Here is a 23,533-nt window from a genome sequence, read left to right on the forward strand (position 1 = left end):
TTATAATTCCCGTTTGACTTCGATGCGTTCGAATACTTCGATTTGATCGCCCTCGCGGACATCGTTGTAGTTCTTGACGCCGATACCGCATTCCATGCCCATTTTCACTTCATTGACATCGTCCTTGAAGCGGCGCAAGGATTCCAGCTGGCCTTCATAAATCACCACGTTGTTGCGCAGCACCCGGATCGGCAGGTTGCGTTTGACGAAACCGTCGACCACCATACAACCGGCGATGGCGCCGAATTTCGGCGAGCGGAACACATCGCGTACTTCGGCCAGACCGACGATTTTTTCCTGAATGTCCGGTGCCAGCATGCCGCTGATCGCGCGTTTGACTTCGTCGATCGCTTCGTAAATGATGCTGTAGTAATGCAGGTCGATGTCTTTTTCTTCGATCAGTTTACGGGCTACCGCATCGGCGCGAACGTTGAAACCGATCAGAATCGCGCTGGAAGCCAAGGCCAGGTTGGCGTCGCCTTCGTTGATGCCGCCGACTCCGCCGTAGATGCATTTAACCTGTACTTCGTCGGTGGACAGTCCGACCAGCGATTCGCGCAAGGCTTCCAAGCTACCTTGTACGTCGGTTTTGATCACGACATTCAATGTAGCGGTTTCGCCGGCAGCCATTCTGGAGAACACGTCGTCCAGTTTGGAGGCGGCGGCGGCCTGACGGCTGGATTTCTTGCGGTCCTCGCGGTGAGCGGCCAGTTCCCGAGCCACACGTTCGTTTTGAACGACAAGGAACTCGTCGCCGGCATCCGGCGTGCCGGACAGACCCAGAATTTCCACCGGCGCACTAGGACCGGCCGATTTGATCGAGTGAGCGTTTTCGTCGAACATGGCCCGGATACGGCCATATTCGTGGCCGCACAGTACGAATTCGCCTTTGCTCAAGGTGCCTTTTTGAATCAGGATTGTCGCCACCGCGCCGCGGCCTCGGTCGAGACGTGATTCGATACAAATCCCGGAAGCAATGCCTTCGGCGGGGGCTTTTAGTTCCAGCACTTCGGCTTGCACGATCAGGGCTTCGATCAATTCGTCGATACCGGTACCGACTTTTGCCGATACTTTCAAGAATTGCACGTCGCCGCCCCATTCTTCGGGAACCACATTCAGCGTTGCCAATTCCTGCATGACTTTGTCGGGATTGGCATCCGGTTTGTCGATCTTGTTCAGGGCCACGATAATGGGCACGTTGGCGGCGCGGGCGTGATCGATGGCTTCCTTGGTTTGCGGCATCACGCCGTCGTCGGCGGCAACCACCACGATGACGATGTCGGTGACCTCGGCGCCGCGAGCCCGCATCGCGGTAAACGCGGCATGGCCAGGGGTATCGAGGAAGGTCACCGAGCCGTGATCGGTTTTAACCTGATAGGCGCCGATATGCTGGGTAATGCCGCCGGCTTCGCCCGCGGCTACTCGAGTTTTACGGATGTAATCCAGCAAGGAGGTTTTACCGTGGTCGACGTGACCCATGATGGTGACGATAGGTGCGCGCGGCAGCAGTTTTTGCTCTTCCGCATCGCCCATCACTTCGGCCAGCATTTCCTGCTCGAAGTCGTCCTCGCTTTGCATGATGGCTTTATGGCCCATTTCTTCAACCAAAATCACCGCCGTTTCCTGGTCGATGGCTTGGTTGATAGTGGTCATGATGCCCAGTTTCATCAAGTGCTTGATGACCTCGGCCGCCTTGATGTTCATTTTGGCGGCCAAATCGGAAACGATGATGGTTTCCGGAATGGTGACATCAAACACGGTAGGCGCAACCGGTTTTTCGAATTTGTGTTTACCGCCTTGCAGTTCGATTTCGTGTTCCGGTTTTTCGCGGCGGCCGGGTTTGCCTTTTTTGCCTTTGCCACGGCGGGCTGCGTCGCTGGTGTCGGCGGCGATGTCGGTCGCGGGGCCGCGGGCAGGTTTGAAGTCCTGTTTTTTCTTGTGCAGGGTTTGTTGTTGCTTGGCTTCGGCGGCTTTTCGGACTTTTTCCGCGTTTTTCTCCACGGAGGCTTCCAGGCGCTGTTTCTTTTCCTGCTCCAGACGCTCTGCTTCGGTTAGTTCCGGTTTGGCGGGTTTAATGTCCGCAACCACAACGGGTTCGGGTTTGGCCGGCGTGGCTGTGGGGGCGGGTGTCTCGGCTTTGATTTCGACTTTTTCCGGTTCCGCTGCCGTAATGATCTCGGCTTTTTCGGCTTCCTCGGCCGGTTTCGGTGCTTCCGCTTCGGCTTTTAATTGTGCTTCGTGCCGACGGCGTTTTTCTTCCTCGATTGCCAGTTGGCGTTTCTGTTCTTCCAGTGCCGCCAGGGCTTGTTTGGCGCGGTCGGCTTCTTGTTGCTCGGGAGAAACTATCGCTTCGCTGCGTTTGATATAGGTCTTTTGCTTGCGAACTTCGACGCTGACTGTCTTCGCGCCCGAACCGGGGGCGGTGGATTGCCGAAGTTCGGTTTTGGTGCTGCGTTTTAAGGTGATGCGTTTGGGCGAACCTGCTTCCTGGTCGGAATCAGCCTTGCCGTGTCGCTTGCGTAAATGGGTGAGCAGTTTGACCTTTTCTTCCTCGGAGATAACGTCATCCGGAGCGCTGGCGTTTATGCCGGCTTCCTTAAGCTGCTCTAGGAAACGTTCCAAAGGGATACCGACTACCTCTGCCAATGCCTGTACTGTTTTATCGTTCATAGTATCCTCCTGCCTTAACCCTTGTCCTCTGCGAACCATGATTCGCGGGCCTTCATAATTAGTTTACCGGCTCGATCTTCATCCATTCCAGTAAATTCGATGATGTCGTCAATCGACTGTTCGGCCAAATCATCCAGGCTAATGATACCCTTGGCGGCCATTTCATGCGCCAGCTTCTCATCCATGCCGTCCATTGCCAGTATTGCGGCGCTGGGTTCGGAGGTTTCGATTTTCTCTTCCGAGGCGATGGCTTTGATCAGTAGGGCGTCCTTGGCGCGGCTGCGCAGCGCTTCCACCAGTTCTTCGTCAAAACCTTCAATCTCAAGCATTTCATCGACCGGGATGTAGGCGATTTCCTCGATATTGCTCAAGCCGACTTCGACCAGTACATCGGCAATTTCTTCGTCGACATCCAGCAGCTCCATGAACTCTTGTTTGGCCTTGGCGGCGGTTTCGTCCAGATTTTTATCCACTTGCGAAGCGTCCTGGATATTCAACTCCCAGCCGGTCAATTCGGATGCCAATCGCACGTTTTGGCCGCCGCGGCCGATGGCTTGCGACAAGCTGTCGGTGGTGACGGCAACATCCATGCTGTGCTTGTCTTCATCGACCACGATAGACTGAATTTCGGCCGGCGACATGGCGTTGATCACAAACTGGGCGTCGTTGGGGTTCCATAAGATAATATCCACCCGTTCGCCGGCCAGTTCGTTGGAAATGGCTTGCACGCGCGATCCGCGCATGCCGACGCAGGCGCCGACCGGGTCCAGGCGCGGGTCGTTGGTTTTGACCGCGATTTTGGCTCGCGATCCGGGATCGCGAGCCGCCGCGATGATGTCAATCAGGCCTTCGCCCACTTCGGGTACTTCCAGACGGAATAGGGCGATCAATAATTCCGGCGCCGTACGGCTGACGAATAATTGCGGCCCGCGCGGCTCGGAGCGTACGGCTTTTAAATAACCGCGCACCCGGTCGCCCATCCGGATCGGTTCTTTCGGAATCATGTCTTCGCGAGCGATGTAGGCCTCGACATGGCCGCCCAGGTCCAGGTAAACGCTACCTTTTTCCAGTCGTTTAACCACGCCCGTGATCAGTTCGCCGACGCGGTCTTGATAGGCTTCGACAATCTTTCTGCGTTCGGCCTCGCGCACTTTCTGGATGATTACCTGCTTGGCGGTTTGAGCGGCGATGCGGCAAAAAGCCACCGATTCGACTTCTTCTTCGATGAAATCGCCGACCTGAACATTCGGATCATCCATCTGGGCAACTTCCAGTAGCGTTTGCCAACTGGGGAATTCCACGTCGCCGTTGATGTCGGGATTGGCTTCCACCACCAGCCAGCGGCGATAAGTGACATAGTCGCCCGTGTGGCGATTGATGGCTACCCGGGCTTTGATAGGGTTCGGGTAGCGTTTGACGGTTGCGGCTTCCAATGCGGACTCAATGGCCTGAAAGATAATTTCTTTGTCGATTTCTTTTTCGTTAGCAAAAACATCCGCTATGAGTAGAATTTCTTTATTTGCCACTACGTCCTCCTTTTTTGAGTAAATATTCCGGCACCAAACGCGCCTTGCTCATCGCTTGGAAAGGAACTTTCAATGTCTGTTCACCTTCCAGCAGTACTACATCGTCACCTTCAACCGCCTGAATCAAGCCGGTCACTTTCCTGCGTTTATCAATTGGCTTAAACAGATTAACCGTTACGGTAGCGCCAATGAATTTTTCAAACTGGCTCAGTTTAAAAAATGGCCTGTCTTCGCCGGGCGAAGAAATTTCCAATTGATATTCGCCTTGAATCGGATCTTCCACGTCCAGCATGCCGCTCAGTTGATGGCTGACTTTGGTGCAGTCATCCAGCAAAATACCGTTCTCGCTATCGATATAGATGCGCAGCATGCCGTGCTGGGGGTGAGGGTTGTATTCAATCCCCACGCATTCATAACCAAGACCTTCGACAATTGGTTCAATGAGTTCGACCAAATGATCTGGAGCCTGTTTCATTTCCGTTTCGCCTTTTAAAACACAAAAAAAAAGAGCCTCAGGCTCTTCCATAAACATTCGTTGACCCATGGCTTGTTTAAAGCCCTAAAAACAAAAAACCCCATAAACGGGGCTCTTTGAAAAACCGGGTAAGCTGGTGCCCAGGGACAGAATCGAACTGTCGACACGAGGATTTTCAGTCCTCTGCTCTACCGACTGAGCTACCTGGGCAATGATTGCTTGTTGCTGATAGCAAGTAATCAACAATCCGGTCATTATACCTATTCAATATCTTCAAGGCAAGGTGGAAGATCAGTTTTACAGAGCAATCGCGCTTAAATTTATTTGAAAGCCGAAATGGCGGACTGGAGCGAAAATAACGCTCCATTTTTCCCGGCCACGCAAGATTTGCATAATCGCTCTGCAGGCGCTGAGCGGCGGCATTGAATAGAACCAACCCCCTTTAACATCAAACAAGGGTTGCTGCTTTACTGATAGAAGCTTCCGCTCCCATTGTTATCACTGAATCCAAGCCACAAAAGGTACGCACTCGTTCCGCCTTACCGGCCATTTACGTTATCCTGATCAGCTGAAGCAACTTGCTAATCGGGCACGCTATTGATCGCCTCCAAAATGGCCGAGTAATCATAATTGTCCGCCAGACGCGCTAGCGCATGTCCTAGGGCTTCATCGATTTGGCCGATTTGCTGGATAACGGCCATGATGTCGTCGCTATCCAAGGTTTCCAGGGCATTGCCGAAGTCCCGCCTCAATGCTAGGGGCAGTTGCGTCAACCTATCGGCGCTAAGCGGAGTAATCTGTTGTTCCTTGGTTTCAGCGCTGTCGGTGTAATACCGGTATTTCAGGCCCAAATGCTTGGCCATGCAGTCGTAGATTTCGTCGAAACGGTAGGGTTTGCGGACGAAGTCATCCATGCCGGCATCCAGCATTTCCTGCTGCTGTTCCTTGAAAGCCGAGGCGGTCAGGGCCGCGATCTTGACGCTCTCGCCGCCCGGCAAGCGGCGGATCTGACGGGTAGCCTCCACCCCATCCATCACCGGCATGCGCCTGTCCATCCAGATGAAATGCGGCGACCAGCTTTGAAATAATTCGACGGCTTCCAGCCCGTTCTCCGCAATCAAGACCTGAAAACCCACGCTGTCCAACAGTTTTTTCAGCAATTGCTGATTTTCCAGCTGATCTTCAACGATCAATATCCGGTAGTTGGGTTGACCGGGTTCCAGCCCCGCGACCTGGCCGCTTTCCGGTTTGAGCGTTCTTACTTCCGCCTGATCGGCAATTTCGACCGGAAATTCGACCCGGAATATGGAACCCTTGCCTAATACGCTATGCACCGTCAGATCGCCGCCCATCAATTGCACGAACTGGCGCGAGATGGCCAGTCCCAGGCCGGTACCTTGATGATTGCTGGTCTTGCCGGCCTGCACGAAGGCCTCGAACACACGCCCCAGATCGGCAGGCGCGATCCCGATGCCGCTATCTTCCACTTCCAGTATTAGCCACTGCGCATCACTTTTGGCCTTGAGTTGCAGGCGCAGGGTAACGCCGCCTTGTTGGGTAAACTTGATGGCATTGCCCAGCAAATTGGTAATAATCTGACGCAATTTGCCTTCGTCGCCACGGATCAAGCGTGGAAAATCGGACGATTGATCAAGCAACAGTTGCAGGCCTTTTTCCTCGGCCCTAAATCGCATCATGTCGGAGATGTCGCGCACCAGCGCCCCCAAATCGAACGCCGCAATTTCCAGCACGATGCGGCCGGCCTCGATCTTGGCCATATCCAGCACATCGTTGATCAGGCTGAGCAGATGCTCCCCGCTACGGTTAATGATGGTCAGATTTTCGCGCTGACTATCGGAAATATCGGGCGAGCGCTGCATCAGACCGGAGAAGCCGAGGATGGCGTTTAGCGGCGTGCGCAATTCGTGGCTCATGTTGGCCAGGAAACTACTTTTCGCTCGGTTGGAGTCCTCCGCCCGGACCTTGGCTTCCGCCAACTCGGCGGTGCGTTCCTTGACCATCTCTTCCAGGTGATCGCTGTAACGCAGGATTTCCGCTTCCGCCCGCTTGCGCCGCCGGTTGCTGCGAATCAGACTGACGATCAGCAGGGTTTCCAGCACGAAGGCTACCAGCACCGCAATGATGTAAACGCGATAACTTTCCCATAAGCCCTTTTCCCTATTCAAAATTACGCTACCCTGCGGCAAGCGTTGGTCGGGTATGCCCCAGCGTTTGAGTTGGCTGTCTTCGAAATAATAACCGTTCAAGGCTTCCCGGAATTGATCCGGCGTCAATTGCAAGGGTTGATCGTTACCGGCGGCAATAATTTTTCCGATCAGATGGCCTTCCTTATCCGCGCTGATCATATACCCGCCCAGCGAAGCTGGGTTCAGAAATGAATCGGCTACGATGAAAACCGGCGCCGAGGCGATTTGTGACAATTTGGGTGCAATCAAGGCCGGGATGCCCTTTTGGCCGAAACGATCCCTAAAGGTAGAAATATAAAGGATGGCGCTATCCTTGGGCAGATGTTTGACCTGATCGAACAGCTCGTCGAACACAATGTCTTCCCAATATTCCAGCTCGACTTTGCCGGCGAAACGGCCGGCAATGCTTTTGATGGCCTGAATGCGGGATTGCGGATGCTCCGTCCATCTGTCGCCGATGATGACGATGCGCCGGGTTTGCGGTAATACGTCCAGGATGGTTTGCAGCGTGATCTCCCAGTCCGACGGCAAGGTTACGAAAACGCCCTGACTGGGGCGGTCGGCGGGCAAGTTGTTCGCGGTAAAATCGAAGTAGTAACGCGGCACGCCGGGGAATAGCTGGGGTCTGTCCAACAGAAAGATTGCCGCGTCCTGCAGTTCTGTGAAGATGGCGTCGAAGGCGATGCCGGCGTATTTTTGCGTCAGGTGTTGGGCGACGTGATCGCTGATGGCCGCCTTGCCCAGGCGAGCCGCATCGAGCTGTTCCTCGTAGATTTCCGGCCGTTGTGCCAGCGGTAGTTGATTGATTTCCTCGAAAATCCCTTCGCGCAGCTTCCTGACCCATGGGTATTCGCTGGTATAGGAATGGATAATCAACACCTTACGCTTGGCTGCCGGCGGCGGAGCGGGCGCGGTTGTAACCGAGGGGTTGCAGGCCGCTCCAGACGTAGGGCAGTCGCCTTCGGTTGCCAAAGACTCGGCAAGGCCGGCCATCAGCAACAAGCCGATAGCGATGAGCCGCCCTCTACTGCCGTTGATCAACACGATACATGCCTCTTAATCGGCTAAAAATTAAAGCGCGTCGAGAACTGCAGCCGGTGCAGATCGCCGGATTGGTCGTCGACCCGCTCGCGCTCGGCATAGATATATTCCAATCCGAAGGTGGTTTGCAAGGTGGGGCTCCATAATAGGTTGGCATGAACCGATTGTGCCCGTTGGGTCACATCCCCGACCACGAAAGCCGGCTGATCGGATGAAACGAAACCATAGGCCAGCGTCGAACGCCAGGCCTTGTCCCACCAATGCTGGTAAGCCACCATTCCGCTATAAATGTTGATCAACTGCAATTGACCATTGGCATTCAGCGCGGCATCCTCGAACGCGTTGAAAGCTCCATAGCGCCCCAGAGCGTTGCCATAATTGAGCATGAAGCGCAAATTATCCATGCCGACAGTGTTAATCTTGCCAGCCAGGCTGACCGCACCGCCCCAATCGCCAGCCTCTTGGGTGCTTGCCGGTTTGGTATAGCGGATTTGTCGGGCCATGGCGGCAAGCGACAGCGAACCCCAATCGGGATTATAGTTGAGACGAGCTATCAAATCGGGATAACGTTCGCCGTTGGGATGGTTAAAGCCATAGGCATCCCTACTTTCCCCCAACACAGGATCGGCCCACAAGCGGCTTCTCGGGGACTCCAGCGCGGCCTGAAACTCCATCGGCGTTCCGGCTAAACTAAAAGGCTGGGTCCATCGCAACTGCGGCTGCCGCTGGTACAACAGCGCGCCGGCGGGTCCGGTCGCATCCTGTGTGTCGGCAATAGCCGCGACATTCAGAAAAGTGGTCCAGGTCTGGCCGGCCAGAAAATTACCGATAGAGCCATAGGCATGGCGTAGACGCGGAGTGTAGTTAAAGGTTTCCGGCGAGCTCAAAAAATCCAGTTCCATAAAGGTATTGATGTCACCCCAAGAACTAGGCGTAAAGGATTTTAACCAGAACCGGCTTTCCTTGGCATGAAAGGTGGATTTGCTGTGTTGGCCGAGTCGATCGTTGCCCACCGGAATTTGACCGACCACTAAAAGCTGATCGCCCGCTTTGTCGCGGCCCATGCTGATGCTGCTGTAATTGGCGTCCAGCTTGACGTAGCCGCCGAAACCGAGCGAAGTATCGGTGCCCGGTATTTTAAAAGTGCCCTTGGTATCGCCGGCCACCACCGGCTGCACGGAGTTGATTTGTCCTTCGGCGGTTGGCGTTGGTATCGATGCGGCACCGGCGGCGGTTGCTTGAACAACCGGCGATTGGCCGGAAGGAGCGGCGGCGATGGTGGAGGTTTGTTCTTGCTGAATTTGCGCCAGTTTCGCTTCCAGTTCGGCGATGCGCCGGTTCGATTGCTTGACCTGATCGCCCAGCTCGGCCATCCGGTCGCTCATCGCCTTGATCAGGGTGCGTAAATCCTCTTCGGCCGAAGCCGAACAAGGCAGTGCGATCAAAACCGGCAGCAATATCAGGACGATTCGTTTGAAATGCATCGTGCTTACCTCAATTGCCGAGTTTTCTGAATAAAGCATGGCAGGACGAGCAAGTCGCGGCTACCTGATCCAAGGCCGGCTCGATGGCATCGATCTGGTTTCGTTCGGCTTGCGCTTTCAAGCTTTCGGTTTGCTCGCGTAATTTGACGGCCAGCGCACGAAATACCGTCTGTTCCTCGGGGCTTAGATTTAATGCCGGCAAGCGCGACAATATACTGTCAACGGTCGCCCCCAGTTTGTCCGCCGCATCGGCTATTTTCAGCGCGTAAATACGGCGCTGGTGGTCGATGTCCGGTTCGGCCATAAAGCGCTCGAACATCAGGCTATTCATACTATCCATCAACTCGCGTAAACGGGTATCGCTGACCGCATGCAAGGCTGGGGTCCCGGTGTCGGGCAGTCCGGTTTGGCTGCTGGCCGGCGGGGTTCCGGCGCAAGCGGCGAGTAAGCCCGATCCGATAAAAATAGCTAGATGTTGCAGAGTCATGCGGTCTCCTACATAACGGCGGATGAGTCTTGTCGATGATTCGCGACAAGGCATTTAAGCACAAGGCAGCGGAAAATTACGCGGAAATATTGGGGGAAATATGCGTGCTCGGCAACAGAAAACCGCCGAGGATTATTCCGGATGAACCCGGTCTCTAGGAGGGGCGATAGCGTTCGATTCCGGAAAGCTCCAACTATCCGCCCTTTCGGAACAGGGAAGAGGGAGCTTCAAAGTTAGGTTCCAAAAACGGAATTTGGCCCGCTGAAGCGGCGAACCTAACCGCCGCCCCCGCCCTTCCTAACCATCATGCCCTTGGACGGGTTATAGCCAAGAATCGCCGCGCCCATGAAAATTAGGAACGCCGCGCCGGTGAAAATCAGCGACTGTTGGTTGAATTGTTCGTATAGCGCAAAGCGGATCAACTCCACGGCTTGCGAGAACGGGTTGTATTGAGCCAAATAATACAAAATTTCGCTGGATTCCTTGATTTTCCACAGCGGATACAAGGCGGTCGACATGAAGAACAGCGGGAAAATGACGAAATTCATCACCCCGGCGAAGTTTTCCAATTGCTTGATGAACGACGACAACAACAAACCCAGCGCGCCCAGCATCATCCCGACCAATACCAGGGCAGGCAGTATCCAGACATAGCCCGTCAACGGCGCCTGAATGTCATACAGCCAGGCGATGCCCAGAAAGGCGTAGGATTGCAACACACCGACGGCAGTACCGGCGATTAGCTTGCTGCACAATAAAAACCAGCGGGGCAGGGGGCAGACCATCAACATCCTCATGCTGCCCATCTCCCGGTCGTAAACCATGGACAACGAGCTTTGCATGCCGTTGAACAGCAGGATCATGCCGAGCAAGCCGGGAGTGATGTAAACCTCGTAGAGAATGTAGGTTTCGTAGGGTGGACTGATGGCGATGCCCAGCGCGGCGCGGAAGCCGGCTGCGAATACGAACAGCCAGACCAACGGCCTGACCAAGGCCGAGACGAAGCGCTCGCGTTGATGTAAAAACCGCAGCAGTTCGCGGCCGACGATGCCGGCCAGCGCCCGCCAATAATGTAACAATCTCATGCCTTGGGTCCTTTATGTCCCTTGCGGGTATTGGGTCAGTTTTTGGAATACCTGGCCGGGGTCGCTCCAGCCGTGGGCTTGCAATATGTCCGACAGTTTACCGCTGGCCTTGACCTGCCCCTTGTGCAACACGATCAGGCTGTCGTCGGCGGCTATTTCGTCGATCAAATGCGTCGCCCACAGCACCGCCAAATTTTGTTGCTTGACCAGATTATGCACATGATTGACGATGGCCTGCCGGCTGGGCATGTCCAGTCCGACGGTCGGTTCGTCCAGCAACAATAGACTGGGTTTGTGCAGCAAGGCTCGGGCGATTTCCACTCGGCGTTTGTGGCCCCCGTTCAGTTGCCGGACTTTTTCGCCGCGCCGCTCGAACATGTTCAGGCGTTCCAACTCTTCCTGTATCCGCGCGTCGGCGGTCTTGCGGCTAATGCCATGCAACGCGGCGTGATAGCGCAAATTTTGCGTTACCGACAAATCCGGGTCCAAGGTGGTTTGTTGAAACACCACGCCCAATTTGGCCAAGGCTTGCAAGCTTTGTTTCTTGATATTGAAACCGCACAATTCGATGCGTCCTTCCCTGGCGTCATACAGCCGGGTAATCAGCGAGAACAGTGTGCTTTTGCCGGCGCCGTTGGGGCCAAGCAATATCGTGCATTCGCCGGACTGGACATTGAAACCGACCCCGTCCAGCGCCTTTTTCGTACCGTAGGCAAAGCTTAGGTTGTCAACCGCTAAGGCAATTTCGGTCATGGCTTAACCGCCACGCCCCACGGATAACGGCCGACCGCCACCGATTTGGTCACTTTATGGTCGCTCAAATCGATGATGGAGATGTCGTTACTGGCGCCGTTGGTGGTGTACAAACGCTTTTGATCCGGCGAGAAGGCTAGGTTCCAGACCCGTTGTCCGACCAGCAGATATTTTTCGACCTTGTAGGTTTTGGCATCGATCACCGCCACCCGATTGGCCGGACCCATCGCCACGTAGGCATAACGGCGTTCCTTGTCGATCACCACACCGACCGGTTGTATCAGTTCGCTACTGACGCCTTGCACTTCCAACTTGATGGTCTGCGATATTTGTTTACTGGCGCAATCCAATACCATCACCGTGCCGGCCATTTCCGACGTGGCCCATAGTTGCTGGCTGTCGGCGGTAAAATTGGCGGCGCGTGGGCGCGGATCGACCAGCGTGTTTTCGACGATCTTGCCGGTTTTGGTATCGATCCAGTGCAGCATATTGGTGGTTTCCGACGCGCTAATCGCCCATTGGTTATCCGGGCTAACCGCAATGCCTTCCGGCTCGACCCCCACCTTGATTTTTTGCACGGCCTTCTTGGCGGCGATGTCGATCACGGTAACTTCGTTGTCGTCTTCGTTGGAAACATACATCAGCTTGCCGTCGGGACTCAAGGCAAAGGTTTCCGGGTCTTCGCCCGACGGTAACTTACCGGTTTCCTTCAGACTTTCGCTGTCCAATATTTTGATGGTGTCGTCGTCGCTGGTCGCCACATACAGCTGCTTGCCATCCAGGCTCAACGCCAAACCACGCGGGCGTTGACCGACCGCAACGGTTTTGAGCAATTTGCCTTCGACCGGATCGACGATAGCGATCGCATTATCTTTTTCCAGGGTGACGAACACGGTTTCGGCCCGCGCGACACCGGCGCATAGCAGGGCGGCGGCAAGTGCGCTGATTTTGAATGTCTGCATGATCTTTTCCTTATTTACAGTTGGATTCGGGTTGATCGTAACCCAGCGTATCGAGTTCGGATTTGGGATGTAAAAAACCGTCCAGCGGCGCCACGCTGACCAGCGAACGAGGCGCGGCCAGTAAAATCGGCTGGCGTAATTGGCCATCCCAAGGGCGGAATGACAACGGCTTGCCTTTGTATCCTTGCAAGGCAAAGGCTTCGGACAACATGTAGTCCTTGATGGCTTGCACTTGATTGGACTTGGCCCGCACGCTGGCTTCGCCTATCGCGCGTACCGCCAGATAAGCGGCATAGTCTTCCTCTTCCATCCAGCGCCCGGATTGCTCTTTAAAGCGGTTCTGCAATTGCACCGCGCCCCATTGTTCATGAGTCCGGTGCCAGGCGGTGGCGACCAGGCCCTGGGTGCCTATCACCGGTCTTGGAATCCAGGTACGGTAATCCAGATATTCGCCGAACAAGCCTTGTTCGTCTGCCGCCACCAGTACATCGTAATCCTCGCCCTGGGTAAACTGCGGCACATCGGATTGGGCGCTGCGGCGGGCGTCGTAATCGTTGGTCCAGGCTTTTTCGGCAACCAGTTTCATGCCAAAGCGCTTGGCGGCACGCTTGATCGCTGCGGCATACAGTTGGTCCTGAGCCGTCGGTCCCACCACCAAAAACCATTCCCGCCAATTTTTTTTCAGCATGTACTGGGCCAACGCATCGGCGCGCATGGCCCGGCTCGGCAGCATATGCAACACATGATGCCTGCACTGTGATCCCCGCAATTCATCGTCGCTGGTGACGGCATCGAACAATAGTTTATGTTGCGCGCCAGGCAAATCGGCCAATTGATTGACTTGCGCTGGCTGGACATTCAACACCACCAAACCAACATCATCGCCCAATTTGTTAAAGGCCTGCACAAGATCGCCATCCATCGGCACTACGACTTTATTCAACTCATACTGCTGCCCGGTAAACTGGCCGGTGGTATTGTTATCGCTGATAGCCAGTTCGGCGCCAAGCTGGCCTTTGTTTTGAATGAACGGGTCCAGATTGGACAATGCGGCTGGCACGGTCCGTTCCTGAGAAAGATAGGCAATTTTAATCACCTGCTTTTCGGCCGCATGTGCATGGCCGGCGGCCAGCGAAAACAGCAGTAACGGTAGCCAGTATTTCATTGTTTTAACCATTTTCGTCATGCAAAAAATTTAAAGCCGGCAATTTTAACGGATAAATTCCGTGACGGCTTGCCCGATTATTCGGCAAGCCGCTATTGAATTTTCACCACTTAGCGTCAATACTTAGCCAAATTTTTTAATCCGGTTCAAGCGAAATGGCTGATAACGATTTCTTTGCAGATGATGAGGACGAACTGGATCAAGAAATCGAGCTTGACAGCTTATTGTTGAATAAGCGCATCTCGGTGCGTTATCGGCGTAAAGATATCAAGGCTATCGTCAAAACCCACAGCCTGTTTTTTCCGCGATTGATCAAAGTCGATTTGTTGGATATTAGCAGCAAGGGCGCGGCCATCCTTAGCGATAAAAAACTAAAGCTCAAAAGTCGCGTCAGTTTCTTTTTGCAATTTAACGACGGCAGACGCTTCACTATCGACGCCATCGTGGCCCACAATCATTCGGCTCCCCGCTATGGTTTAAAGTTTAGTGTCTATCAAACCGAACTCGCCGAACACCTGCTAACCACACAAACCGATTTGCAATTCGGTTAATACGTCAAACAGCCCTCCATGCCCACACTCGATCAGATATATCTTTACCCGGTCAAATCATTGGCCGGCATACAAGTCCAGCAATGGCCGGTCGCTAAAAACGGGTTGCTGTACGATCGAAAATGGATGCTGATTGACCCGCAACATCAATTCTTGAGCCAACGCCGTTTGCCGAAAATGGCCTTGATCAAAACTCGGATCGAACAAGATGCATTGATTTTGTCCGCTCCCGGTCTGGACTCGCTTGAATTGGCCTTGAATCCCGAGGGTGGCGATGACATCGAAGTTGGCATCTGGCGTGACCACTGCATTGCCAAAACCGTTTCATCGGCGGCCGATGCTTGGCTCAGCCAATTTTTACAGGCCGAATGCCGGCTGGTGTATCATCCGGATGACAGAACACGACAAGTAGATCAGCGCTTCGCCCAGTCATCGGATCAAACCGCTTTTTCCGATGGCTTTCCATTTCTGATCGTTTCTAAAAATTCCTTAGCCGCTTTAAATCAAGCTACGCAGCTTGAACTGGATATGAAGCGCTTCCGGCCCAATCTGGTGATTGCCGATTGCGACAGCTATGCGGAAGACAGTTGGCGTCGAATTAGCATCAACGGCATCGAATTCAGATTACCCAAACCCTGCTCCCGCTGCGCGGTACCCGGCATTGACCCCGAGACGGCCATCAGCGGCAAGGAGCCCTTGGCTACATTGAATCGTTTGCGCCGCTGGGAAAATCAGGTCTATTTTGGCCAAAATGCCTTGCATGACCGTAGTGGCAGCCTTGCGATCGGTAATCCGGTCGATATTCTTGAAAGCGGCGATAGGCAACCGCCTATCGGCTAATGGCAGGCTTTAGAGTCTCTTGCAAAATTATCGGCTGATAACTGATGTTATCTGCGCCCAGCGGCTTTTGAGGTTCGGCATAAGCCTGTCGAGTTGCCTTAATAAATAGTGAAAAATCCTCCGGCAAAGCAGGGGAGACTTCATGTTGATAAAAAGCAATAATAAAAATTAACGCCGCAGCCAATTCGGAAAATCTGGCGGCTTATTTCAAAGCGGAGAAACCTCAAATTCCAAACTCAAGGGGCTGAAAAACTGCGCACCCAGTCGCCTGAACGTACGAAAATTTGAGATGAGCCGCCTTCAAGGTTGCCTGCTGCCATCGAAGGCCCTACTTCGGAAATTATCAAAACACCTATCGGGTCAGTGAACCCCATGCCGGCGGAACCGGAAAAACCGGCCGAATACACCATGAATTTGTCTCCGACTTTAATCTTGTCCTGCGCTCCGGCGGCAACCGTAATCCGATTGTTATCCACACGGCTAATCCGTGCCGCGAACGGATAGCAGCCAAACAATTGTTGTATATCTTCACTCGCTTGATGAATGATTTCGCTGATCTTATGCCCGGCCGGACTTGATTCGAATCGTTCGCTACCTACGGTATACCCCGCTGGCAGACTGACATCACCTATTATGGAATCGGTATAGCGGTGCTGAAACAACAAAGCCCCCGTATAACCATCATGAACAAACACATCAATGCCGATACTGCGTCTGGCAATATAGTCACGCATCGCCCATTTAAGCATGGCAAACGCACCGGAACCTCGCATGTATTCGGTGGATTCGATCTTAAAATCGCGTATCACACCGGACAAAACAAACTGAGCATCATGTTGCAGGGCAATATTCAGCAACACCGATTCGGAATAACTACCGAATGAAGCCGTTTCGGGCGCCAAGTCAGGCCGACTATATAAAACGGTACTGGTCATATTACGGGCGATAAAATCACCGCTTTGCATTAACCGGTTACTTATCTCTCTGGGGATACCGCTGAATAAATCCTGACTTTCGATACCGCTGATTTGATCGGGATTCATGACTGGAAAGGCGGTGGCGACAATTTTCTTCCGATAGGCTGAACGGCAAGATTGCTTTTCCGACAACACAGCTAAGGCTTGGACGTGATAGGTCCCCTCTTCCTGCCATTCATCGACTACTTTGACATCGCTGGTCAACATTGTGCTAGCGTTGTTGCGTTTGAGCTGCAGCGAGGCATTTGCGATAGCATCATTTATCGCGGCCTGTCTGGCTGCGGCCACCCCGGCATCGGTAATTGGGGCGCTTCCATGAACGGTAGCCTGTCGACTGATAATAGAATCAGCGTCGGCTAGCTTGTTGGACGGCCCTCCGCCACAGGCGGACAAAACCAGTATTAATAACCAACAAATACCAATGTTATATCGCATCGATAAATCCATTGATCAACAGAGTATTGAAGAAAATCCGCGCGCCGGTATTGATAGTCCATTCCAGATCATAAAAACCGTGATCCAATAGTACAGCGTCCACCGGATTGCGATCGTTGGAAAATCCAGATACATAAAACTGATCGCTACAATCAGCAACTCCACAGGCCAGATTGGCGCTTGTGGTGGCAGCGGTTTTGTAACCCAGCCGAGTAAAAGCCACTTTACCGTCTTCCCGGATACATTGGCGAGCTTGAGCAACATCACCCCCCATGCATTGATAAAACCTTGGCGTAAGCTTCAGGTCCAAGGTAGTTTTTAAGCTGTCCTTGACGGTGCGGTAATCGGAGGCGCGGGCTTCGCGCAAATAGGTATCGAGATAAACTCGGTAAACCTCATGTCCGATCACTTGAGAACCAACGGTTTGGTTTTCCCCAACGGGTTCGTAATAAAGTTGATCGGCCAAACCTCGATAGGCATTTAATTTGGCCAGCTGCTGAGCAGACAGCCAACGATGATTGACACTCAACCGGCCAGCATCCTCAAACCTGCTGTAACCCGTGGCAGTCAGGGTTTTACTCGTGCCGGGCAGGGAATCTACCGCGTCCCGACGACTCAAGCCTGAACACCCGCTTAGCATTACTGCCATCAGTATAATCTTTGATAAAGTACCGCGTTTCATAAGCCCCCCTGCTTCTATGCAATAGTCATCGACTGATTGGGTTTTTTCTTGAACTCACCGGATCATAAAACGCGATTACAAGTAAATATTCCCCGGCGAAGAGCCGGGGTGGGGGATTTCATGCCGTGAACTATCAGTGAGTAAACGAAAAAATACACGATTCAGTGTGTACTTGGCTACTTTTCGTTGGATTGCGTCGGACAATAAAAAACCCGCGAAGCCAGTAAACTTGCGGGTTTTTGGATTGGGTTGCACCCTGTTGGATGCATAATTGGTGCCTCAGACCGGAATCGAACCGGTACGCCCTCACAGGCGCGGGATTTTAAGTCCCGTGCGTCTACCTATTTCGCCACCGAGGCATTAATTATCCTGTCATTTTCAACCAATTAACTATATCTGTCAACTACCAGCGTCATCAACGGACGTGTTTTCCGGCCAGACTACCGCCATAATCGAAAAATCGGCGGATCTGGTCGAAAATGCCATGCACCTGTACTAATATGTTAGTCACAGCTATCGGCGCCGGGGAGAGTTTATGAAACAGCATGAATCCCTCCGATTATCGAGAGTATGTCTTAGGCATAAACCGATGCTGGATTCATGCCATCGGCTAATTCAATAAGCACGGCGGCAACAAAGCGCGCTTAAGTTCATGCAAAAAATGATCTGTCATTCTTGGAGAAGGTGCCGTATTCAAATAGGGCTGTCTTCAGGCTAAATCATGGTGAGCCGGCCATGGATGATTAAATTGGCTGAATCTTTTATCACTTCTACAGCGTGGGGAATTTCGATCATGAGCAAGTTTATCTGGCAAAACCACTACCAAATCGGCAATGCAACGGTCGATGCCCAGCACCGGCATCTGTTCGATCTGGCCAATCAAGTGATGGAAGCGGCCGAAACCGATGAATTAACCCGCCTGATCATGCTGTTCTACCAGCATATCCGCGAGCACTTTCAATCCGAGGAAAATTTGATGAAACAGCATGGCTACCCATGCTATCGGGTTCATGTGGAGAACCACAACCTGATGCTGAACAGGCTGATTGAAATCAGTAAAACCATTCAAGAAAATCGCTGGGACCCCGCCGATATCGATACATTCGTAAGTGATTGGGTCTTGAGGCATATTCTCGAAGTGGATACCTTGCTGGGTGAATTTATCGCAAAACGTAGCCAGGCCATCATAGCATAACGATACGGAATTGCCGGAGCATGTCTTGTTCGGTTTCGGTGCTGAACAAATGGAGTAGGGGGCTTTGGTTGAGCCGCTTGGTTTTATTTCAACCACCGCACGGATAAGCAATAGCCGCTTATCCGTGCGGAATGGATCAACCCGCTAATGGCAATCGAATTGCTTGGGCCAATCCCGATAATTGAACACTTGGCCTTCTTCGCGCACGGTGTCGACGGCGGCTAAATCGACGTCGGCATAGACCCATTGGGCTTTATTGTATTCGCCAATTGCAAGAATGCCGTTGTTGGGGAAGCCTCTATCGACCGGCGTATAAATCGCCGCCGCGCCGCAATTGACGTCCACCGCCTCAGACCATTCGGCATTGCCGACCAAGGAGGCTTGCACCACATAGCACTGATTTTCCAAGGCGCGGGCCTGACAGCCGATCCGCACCCGGTAATAGCCGGCTTCGGTGTCGGTACAGCTTGGCACCAGAATCAAGGTCGCGCCGCGCTCGGCCTGTAGTCTGGCGTAATGCGGGAATTCGCTGTCGTAGCAGATGTTGATCGCGATCTTGCCGAACACGGTATCGAATAGCTTGATTTCCAAGCCGCGGCTGATATGCCATTGCTCGTTTTCGAAACGGGTCATGGTCAGTTTTTCCTGATAATCCACATCGCCTTGCGGGGTGAAGAAATAGGCATGATTGCGGAATTCGCCGCTGTCGTGTTTGACCGGGTAGGTGCCGGCCTGGATATAGACCCTGTGTTCTGCGGCCAGGGTTTTGAACAGGTCCAGATAATCAGGCAGCAGGGTTTGCAGGGCATCGAGCTGGCCGTTCAAGGAGGAATAGACGTCCTTGGCAAACAATGACGCCAGCTCCATGCAGGCATATTCCGGAAACAGCAAAATGTCGGCCTGGTTATCGGCGGCTTCCTTAACCCAACGGCGGGCCTTGGCTTCGAAGTTTTCCCAGCTTTCCAGGAAGCTGATGTCGTATTGGGCGCTGGCGATTTTAGGCACGGTCTTCCCTCAACCAAAATGTCATGGGTTTGGCGGTTTCAGTGGCGTCGTCGAGGTCTTTCCAGGTGTAAGTCGTTTTCAGCTCCGGATACTTGAAATAGCCGCGCTTGTTCCAAAACGCATCCAGCGGCACGTAATCAGCCGGACGGCGAGGGTGGTCAAGCGGGCGTTCGACGCAGCAGAAGGTGATGTGTTTGAAGCCGCCCAAATCTTGAGCATGGGCTTCGCGTTGCTCGAAAAATTTCACGCCGATGCCGAGGCCGCGATAGGCCTTGTTCAATACCGATTCGCCGCAGTAAAACACTTCGTCCGGGTTGTAGCCGTGTTCGACGAAAGGCTTCTTAACTTCGTCGGTTTCGTATTTCAACGGAATCGCGGTGGATGCACCGATGATGGCGTCGCCGTCGAAAGCCAGCACGATCACGCTTTCAGGGCAGTCGATATAGGTTTGCAGATATTTTTTCTCATAGTCGTAATCGCCGTCGTACAAATACGGAAAGTCGCGGAATACTTCGATGCGCAGCCGGGCCAGTTCCGGGATGTATTGAATCAGGGCTTCGCCGCTGAGGCGCTGAATGCGGATGTCTTTGCTCATGGATTGATGTCTGATTGAAAAACAAAACAACGGCCAGTCGCTGATGGCCGAATTGCATATTGTATTGCAGGCAAGGGCGTAATGCCTACGTATTGAAGTTACCTGTGGCGGGAATGGACTGTTATTTCTGTGTAACGGGCACAACTGGTAAAATAGGCGATTAAACGCCCGTAAGGCCTTGTTCCATTCAGTATCTGACTTTTCTCCCACTCGAAAACACTATGAAATTAGAAAAATCTTCTCGTTTTACCGCTTGTCCCGGCCCCGTGGTTACCATCGTACTCGACGGCGTGGGTATTTCGCCCCGCGAAGACGGCGACGCGATCAAATCCGCGCGTACCCCGACTCTGGATCGGCTGATGGCGACTTATCCGATGACCAAATTGCTCGCTCACGGCACTGCGGTCGGCATGCCCAGCGACGAAGACATGGGCAATAGCGAAGTCGGCCACAATGCCTTCGGCGCCGGCCGGGTGTTTGCTCAAGGCGCCAAACTGGTCGCCGAATCCATCGCCAGCGGCCATTTGTGGCAAGGCCGTGCCTGGCACGAGGTGGTGGCGACCGCCAAACAAGGCGGCACCCTGCATTTCCTGGGTTTGTTCTCCGACGGCAACGTGCATTCGCATATCGACCATCTGAAAGCGATGATCGAACAGGCCAAGCAAGAAGGCGTGGCTAAGGTTCGGATACATGTTCTGCTGGATGGCCGCGACGTCGGCGAGACTTCGGCATTGGATTACGTCGATCCGTTCGAAGCCTATCTGGCCGGCTTGCGCAGTCCGGAATTCGACGTGGCGATCGCTTCCGGCGGTGGCCGCATGAGCATCACCATGGACCGCTACGAAGCCGACTGGAGCATGGTGAAACGCGGTTGGGATATTCACGTACTCGGCCAAGGTCGGCAATTCGCCAGCGCCCACGAAGCGATAACAACGTTCCGCAACGAGGCCAACGTGATCGACCAGGATTTACCCGGCTTCGTCATCGCCAAAGACGGTGCGCCGCTGGGTACTATCGTCGACGGTGACGCGGTGGTGTTTTTCAACTTCCGTGGCGACCGGGCCATCGAAATTTCCCGCGCCTTTACCGAAGAGCAATTCAGCCCCTTCGAGCGCGGTCTGCTGCCGAAAGTGACTTACGCCGGCATGATGCAATACGACGGCGATACCAAATTGCCGCCGCGCTTTCTGGTCGAGCCGCCGACCATCGATCGGACCCTGGGCGAATACCTGGCCAAAAACGGCATCAGCCAATATGCGATCAGCGAAACCCAAAAGTTTGGCCACGTCACCTATTTCTGGAATGGCAACCGCTCCGGCAAGTTTGACGAAGCCTTGGAAACTTATGTCGAAATCCCCAGCGACGTCGTGCCGTTCGAACAACGTCCGTGGATGAAATGCGCCGAAATCACCGATACCCTGATTGTTGCGGTGCGCAGCGGTAAATATCGTTATCTGCGGGTCAACTACGCCAACGGCGACATGGTCGGCCATACCGGCAATTTCGAGGCGGCGGTTACCGCAATGCAGGGTCTGGATTTGCAATTGGCGCGTTTGATTCCGGTGATTTTGGAAATGAACGGCACGGCGATCATCACCGCCGACCACGGCAACGCCGACGAAATGTACGAACTGGATAAAAAAGGTAACGTGATACGCAATGCCGAAGGCCGCACCAAATCCAAGACCTCGCACACATTGAATCCAGTACCGTTCGTGTTGATTTCCGGCGAGAACCCAGGCTACAAACTGCGCCAGGATTTAACGAAAGCGGGCCTGTCGAACTCGGCGGCCACGATATTGAATCTGCTCGGCTTCGAAGCGCCTGAAGATTACGATCCTAGTTTGATCGAAGCAGTCTAAAGGCCACCAAGATGCTCGCTACGGATGTTTGGTGCATTCGTAGCGAGCAGCACGGAATGGTTAGCGTGGGTTGTGGCGATGGCAGAAACCCCAAAAAATCAGAATGTTGGGGGGATTGCATTCACGTCCCAACCTACGGGCTTTCAGTCGTGTAGCCTCGATTAGCGTGAGCGTAATCGAGGAGGTTTGTGCTTGTGATGTCCGTATGCTCCATTCGTCCGATTACGCTTCGCTAATCGAACGGCTCTAATTAAGCATGAGTTTGTAGAATGTGGTAAACGGAGTGAACCGCATCATTCCCGATTGATGAGGTTCGTACCTCACTGCATCCTACGTGCTACGCAGGCTTTAGTGTTTCTGAGTTGATATGTTTTTTGTTAGACCAAGTAACCTTCTTGTATGACTAATGTAATGTTCTTTAAATTTGAGTGATCTTCGCTCCAAAAGGTGCCATGAAAGAGTAGCCAACAGAATGGTGAAAATAGTTGAGACTAGTATCATTTGAGTTACAGAGACCCCTGGAATCAATGCTGCAACTGATTGTTGGACTGGAAAAGCATAAATATACATGGCTATGAACTTACCACAGGTTACCCGATCTGAATTTTAGTGGGATATTCTGGAGAGCGGTCATGCAAGCAAAGATCACGAGTTTTTGGGAGTGGCAACAGCACTTTGCCGATGAAAAAAGTTGTCTTCAAGCCATCATCAACCTCAGGTGGCCTGAAGGGTTTTGCTGTCCACGCTGTGGCCATCAGAAAGGTTGGTTGCTCCAGACACGACATGTCTACGAATGTGCAGTTTGTCATCATCACACATCGGTGACAGCCGGCACCTTGTTTCACAACACCAAATTACCGCTCGTGAAATGGTTTTGGAGTCTTTATTGGGTATCGTCGGACAAGGGTAGTATCTCCGCATTGCGGCTGACCAAACTAATTGGTGTTTCCTGGCTGACGGCGCAACGGCTGTTGAGAAAATTACGCACGGCCATGGGTGATCAGAATAATCTGTACAAACTAAGCGGCATTATCGAATTCGATGATGCCTTTATCGGCGGCAAACGTGCCGGTAAACGCGGGCGAGGCGCCGCCGGTAAAACCACTATTTTAGTGGCTTGCGAACATAATGATGGTAAGCCCGGCTTTGTGGCTATGAAGGTGGTTGAGCAGGTGACGCACGAGAGTGTTAGAGCATTCGCCCAACAAACGCTTGCCCCAGGCCAAACCCTGCATACCGATGCGCTGGCTGCGCTCAATGTGCTGGCCGAGGAACATCACCATATCGCCAAGGTAACCCCTCCTGAAATGGCGAGTGAATGGTTACCTTGGGTTCATGTGGTCATCAGTAACCTTAAAAGCTATTTGCTGGGTACTTACCATGGTGTGTCAGGTAACTATGTACAGGAATATCTCGACGAATTTTGCTATCGGTTGAATCGACGATTTTGGGAAAACCAGATTCCTAACCGATTACTCACGCTATGCGTCACACATGACCCGGTATTTCTTCAACCTGCAACTTGTTCATAGCCAT

20 protein-coding genes and 2 tRNA genes are annotated in these 23,533 nt (G+C 53.1%); 5 read left to right on the plus strand and 17 right to left on the minus strand.

The features are described 5' to 3' along the window. The 11 genes from infB to IVG45_RS02340 all read right to left on the minus strand — a co-directional run bounded on the left by infB (position 1) and on the right by IVG45_RS02340 (position 13,855). Positions 1–2,670, minus strand: coding sequence for a translation initiation factor IF-2 (gene infB, locus IVG45_RS02290; protein ID WP_196436286.1), 2,670 nt, complete (start codon positions 2,668–2,670; stop codon positions 1–3). Between the two features lie 14 nt (positions 2,671–2,684). Continuing rightward, a complete protein-coding gene (nusA, locus tag IVG45_RS02295) occupies positions 2,685–4,196 on the minus strand; it encodes a transcription termination factor NusA (protein ID WP_196436287.1) in 1,512 nt (503 codons plus the stop codon). After that, complete coding sequence (rimP, locus tag IVG45_RS02300) at positions 4,186–4,671, minus strand: ribosome maturation factor RimP (RefSeq protein ID WP_196437898.1); 486 nt, start codon at positions 4,669–4,671, stop codon at positions 4,186–4,188. Before rimP ends, nusA begins: the two co-directional genes overlap by 11 nt. Before the next feature lie 134 nt (positions 4,672–4,805). Beyond that, positions 4,806–4,881 (minus strand) — tRNA-Phe (locus tag IVG45_RS02305). 371 nt (positions 4,882–5,252) lie between these two features. Beyond that, entirely contained in the window at positions 5,253–7,922 is a 2,670-nt protein-coding gene (locus IVG45_RS02310; RefSeq protein ID WP_196436288.1) for an ATP-binding protein, read from the minus strand. A gap of 20 nt (positions 7,923–7,942) precedes the next feature. Further along, complete coding sequence (locus tag IVG45_RS02315; RefSeq protein WP_196436289.1) at positions 7,943–9,403, minus strand: DcaP family trimeric outer membrane transporter; 1,461 nt, start codon at positions 9,401–9,403, stop codon at positions 7,943–7,945. Between the two features lie 10 nt (positions 9,404–9,413). Then, positions 9,414–9,890 (minus strand): cytochrome c, encoded by a 477-nt coding sequence (locus IVG45_RS02320; protein ID WP_196436290.1) that lies wholly within the window; start codon positions 9,888–9,890, stop codon positions 9,414–9,416. Positions 9,891–10,165: 275 nt separating this feature from the next. Further along, positions 10,166–10,975, minus strand: coding sequence for an ABC transporter permease (locus IVG45_RS02325; protein WP_196436291.1), 810 nt, complete (start codon positions 10,973–10,975; stop codon positions 10,166–10,168). A gap of 12 nt (positions 10,976–10,987) precedes the next feature. Then, positions 10,988–11,728: an ABC transporter ATP-binding protein gene (locus IVG45_RS02330; RefSeq protein ID WP_196436292.1), complete on the minus strand. Its 741-nt coding sequence runs from the start codon at positions 11,726–11,728 to the stop codon at positions 10,988–10,990. Continuing rightward, a complete protein-coding gene (locus IVG45_RS02335) occupies positions 11,725–12,690 on the minus strand; it encodes a PQQ-dependent catabolism-associated beta-propeller protein (RefSeq protein ID WP_196436293.1) in 966 nt (321 codons plus the stop codon). The genes IVG45_RS02330 and IVG45_RS02335 overlap by 4 nt, the downstream gene beginning before the upstream one ends. 10 nt (positions 12,691–12,700) lie before the next feature. Then, a complete protein-coding gene (locus tag IVG45_RS02340; protein WP_230874722.1) occupies positions 12,701–13,855 on the minus strand; it encodes an ABC transporter substrate-binding protein in 1,155 nt (384 codons plus the stop codon). Between the two features lie 155 nt (positions 13,856–14,010). On the opposite strand from IVG45_RS02340, the gene IVG45_RS02345 reads away from it, so the two are divergent. Then, a complete protein-coding gene (locus tag IVG45_RS02345; protein WP_196436295.1) occupies positions 14,011–14,406 on the plus strand; it encodes a PilZ domain-containing protein in 396 nt (131 codons plus the stop codon). Between the two features lie 18 nt (positions 14,407–14,424). Beyond that, positions 14,425–15,246, plus strand: coding sequence for an MOSC domain-containing protein (locus IVG45_RS02350; RefSeq protein WP_196436296.1), 822 nt, complete (start codon positions 14,425–14,427; stop codon positions 15,244–15,246). Here IVG45_RS02350 and IVG45_RS02355 read toward each other — a convergent pair. From IVG45_RS02355 to IVG45_RS02370, 4 genes are all read right to left on the minus strand, one after another. Beyond that, positions 15,236–15,430, minus strand: a complete 195-nt coding sequence (locus tag IVG45_RS02355) for a type I toxin-antitoxin system ptaRNA1 family toxin (protein ID WP_196436297.1) — start codon at positions 15,428–15,430, stop codon at positions 15,236–15,238. The genes IVG45_RS02350 and IVG45_RS02355 overlap by 11 nt on opposite strands. Before the next feature lie 52 nt (positions 15,431–15,482). Next, positions 15,483–16,658 (minus strand): flagella assembly protein FlgT middle domain-containing protein, encoded by a 1,176-nt coding sequence (locus IVG45_RS02360; RefSeq protein WP_196436298.1) that lies wholly within the window; start codon positions 16,656–16,658, stop codon positions 15,483–15,485. Next, positions 16,648–17,307, minus strand: a complete 660-nt coding sequence (locus tag IVG45_RS02365) for a hypothetical protein (RefSeq protein WP_230874723.1) — start codon at positions 17,305–17,307, stop codon at positions 16,648–16,650. The genes IVG45_RS02360 and IVG45_RS02365 overlap by 11 nt, the downstream gene beginning before the upstream one ends. A 305-nt stretch (positions 17,308–17,612) precedes the next feature. Further along, positions 17,613–17,699, minus strand: a tRNA-Leu gene (locus IVG45_RS02370). A gap of 434 nt (positions 17,700–18,133) precedes the next feature. Here IVG45_RS02370 and IVG45_RS02375 point away from each other — a divergent pair. Then, on the plus strand, positions 18,134–18,535 hold the full coding sequence (locus tag IVG45_RS02375; protein WP_196436300.1) for a bacteriohemerythrin: 402 nt from the start codon (positions 18,134–18,136) through the stop codon (positions 18,533–18,535). A gap of 144 nt (positions 18,536–18,679) precedes the next feature. Here IVG45_RS02375 and IVG45_RS02380 read toward each other — a convergent pair whose 3' ends face one another. Then, entirely contained in the window at positions 18,680–19,540 is an 861-nt protein-coding gene (locus IVG45_RS02380) for a carbon-nitrogen hydrolase family protein (protein ID WP_196436301.1), read from the minus strand. Beyond that, positions 19,533–20,135: a GNAT family N-acetyltransferase gene (locus tag IVG45_RS02385; RefSeq protein ID WP_196436302.1), complete on the minus strand. Its 603-nt coding sequence runs from the start codon at positions 20,133–20,135 to the stop codon at positions 19,533–19,535. Before IVG45_RS02385 ends, IVG45_RS02380 begins: the two co-directional genes overlap by 8 nt. A gap of 221 nt (positions 20,136–20,356) precedes the next feature. Between IVG45_RS02385 and gpmI the strand changes: the two genes are divergently transcribed. Then, positions 20,357–21,997 (plus strand): 2,3-bisphosphoglycerate-independent phosphoglycerate mutase, encoded by a 1,641-nt coding sequence (gene gpmI, locus IVG45_RS02390; RefSeq protein ID WP_196436303.1) that lies wholly within the window; start codon positions 20,357–20,359, stop codon positions 21,995–21,997. A gap of 632 nt (positions 21,998–22,629) precedes the next feature. Further along, positions 22,630–23,529, plus strand: a complete 900-nt coding sequence (locus IVG45_RS02395) for an IS1595 family transposase (protein ID WP_196434642.1) — start codon at positions 22,630–22,632, stop codon at positions 23,527–23,529. Positions 23,530–23,533 lie beyond the last annotated feature (4 nt).

Origin of the sequence: Methylomonas sp. LL1 (genome assembly GCF_015711015.1) — a bacterium.
Lineage (GTDB): Bacteria > Pseudomonadota > Gammaproteobacteria > Methylococcales > Methylomonadaceae > Methylomonas.